2 protein-coding genes are annotated in these 2,515 nt (G+C 61.0%); both read right to left on the reverse strand.

Going from position 1 to position 2,515, the window contains the following annotated elements; translation table 11 throughout:
* Positions 1-1,978: recombinase family protein (locus ACR0BF_RS20265; RefSeq protein WP_480625666.1), on the reverse strand; the 1,978-nt coding region annotated here is incomplete at its 3' end.
* Positions 1,975-2,515 (reverse strand): hypothetical protein (locus ACR0BF_RS20270; RefSeq protein ID WP_480625667.1); only part of this gene is annotated, 541 nt, incomplete at its 5' end. The genes ACR0BF_RS20265 and ACR0BF_RS20270, both read right to left, overlap by 4 nt.

The following is a 2,515-nucleotide window of genomic DNA, read 5'->3' on the forward strand; positions in this document are numbered from 1 at the left end:
GTGCCTTCGTTTTTGACAGTTCCGCGCGCTCAAATACCCATGGCCCATCGGCAAGCGGGTGGTCTGCATTGATATCACCTGCTTCTGCTGCCAACCGCAATGTTTTTGGCGCTACTCCGATCAGTTTTGCGGCGCCAGAGAGATTGAGCCACGGGTCAAGACCATTGGGTTCGGGCTTGTATACCGGGATCTTGCGGTAGGACCGCAATGCCGTGACTCGCTCCCTGGTCCAGCGGTTGCCATTTCCTGTGGAGAGCCCGTTCCGGTTCAGAACGCCGGCGATGACATCGTCGCTGGCGATCCGCGCAAGCTGGCGGACGGCCTCGACAACATCCGGCGGTGTTGCATTGCGCTGTCCGCGGCGGCGTTTTGGCAGGTGGATTTCCGTATGTGCGCCACCGGCCCAATGAACCATCAAAACGATCTCGGAGGCATCATCATCAAGATCTGCCACCACTTCCCGGATCACCGTGCGAACGATGCGCTTCTTCAACTTGGCATCAGTGGCCGGCGTGAACCAGACGCGTTCGAGATCGGCCCCCAGGGCCGCCAGGTCTTCTACCGGCAGCGTGGTCCCGTTCGGGCTGACCGCGTCATGGTGAACGATCTTGTTCTCGATCTCCTGAACCTGCTGAAGTGCCCGGTTCCACCGGGCTTCCAGTTCGGCGGTCACGAGGCGGTTCTCCGGGTCGGACGCATCATACTGCCGGAAGGCCCTGTCAGCTGCGTATTGAGCCGCCTCCAGGTCACGGCAAAGCGCATCGCGGACTTGATCCCGCTGGCTCAATGCTTGCCTGGCGGCAACTTCTGCGGCGGCAATGGCGCCGGGTCCGACTACCTGCAAAAGCGCCTGTTCAATGGCATCGTCGACCCGCAATCCGCCGAAGGCGATGCAGCGCGCTTCGCCGTTGTCCAAAAGGCCGCGCCAGCAGGAGTAACGCGGGATGTCATGCTTCTTACCGGTATAGCGAACCGTCAGCTTGCGGCCGCAGCGTCGGCAACGCAGCAGCCCGGCCAGGAGGGCAGAGCCATGTTTGGCTGCACCATGATGCCGGCCCTGAGGGACGTTGTTGCTGACCATTTTACGGATCGCCTCTGCCCTTTCCCAACTCACATAGCCTTCATGCGCGCCCGGCTTCAATGCAAGCCACTCCTCGCGGTCTTTCCTGCGAACGGCGGTTGCACCGAACCCCGCCGCTGCCTGGGTTTTGCCGTAGGCATAAGCCCCGCCATAGGCCGGATTGACGATCATGCGGTGGATGGTGGCGTATGTCGGTCGCCGCCAGATCACTTCACCCTGTTTGCGCAAGCTGGGCAAATCAAGGCCATGTTCGAGGAACCACATGAGGGCCTGCCGCGCGCTCCCCAACTCGGCGACCTTGTCGAAAACCAGGGATATGGCCTTTTGCACACGGCGGTCCGGGTCCTTCTCAAGGCGGTCCCCGGCTTTCACGAATCCGACTGGGGCAGCGACGACAAGTTCGCCACGCCGTGCTTTCTCGTGGCGCGCGGCGAGGGATCGTTGTCGGAGAAGGTCAAGTTCGTATTCGTTCAAGCTGCCCTTCAGGCCCAGAAGAAGCCGGTCATTGCCATCGCGCGGCGCATAAACCGTTTCCTGGTCGATCAGCACTGTATCGACGACGCGGCACATCTCTATGAGGTGCTGCCAATCCCGGCTATTGCGCGCAAAGCGGGACACTTCACGCGCTGCGACGGCGCCGACCTTGCCGAGACAAACATCGGCGATCATCCGGTCAAAGCCTTCCCGAGCGACACCACCCGCCGCGGAACGGCCGAGATCGTCATCCACGGTTTCGATCCGGCTCCAACCCAAATCCGCCAGCCGCTCCCGCATCGCATATTGCAGGGCGCTGCTTTCCCGGTTGTGCAGGACCTGGTGGGCTGATGACTGACGGACGTACAGGATCGCTTTGCGGTCCAAATGCTGCGGGCTAATCTTCTCATGCTTCATGATCATTCCCCCCTTCTGCCGCGCCTGCATGTTCCGCCATCAGGCGAGCCATCAACCGTGTCAGCGTTTGCCGCGTGTCGTCGGGGAGGCTCCGCCAAAGCGGGGTTTGCGTCGCGGTCGTGGACCGGGTGTCCGGGAACAGTTCGAGTTGCGTCGTCGTCATTTTGCGCGGCATAGGCCAACCTCCGAATCTCGTGTTCAGAGTCCAATGCTGCGTCAACGCGGGATGGGGAGTCGGATTTATTGAACGACCCACAGTCGATATCGCAAACAAGCCCCGCAAGAGCCTTCAGATCGTCCAGGCCAACGTGCGCCGTATCGACCCGACGGCAGGCAGTACATACAGCCCGGTCGAACATCCATATCGGAACTTCCAGAAGCCGGTCCGACCTGCGGCCGGTGAGATTGCACCGAAACACGGCTTCGCCGGATTTATCTATCACCTCATGGACATAAACCGACCGGCCAAACCAAGGATGCCATGGATAAAGAACCTCGCGCCGGTCGGTAACGTGGGTGTACTGGCGTTCAGTTGTACAACAC

Source organism: Ruegeria sp. AG7, from assembly GCF_056541545.1.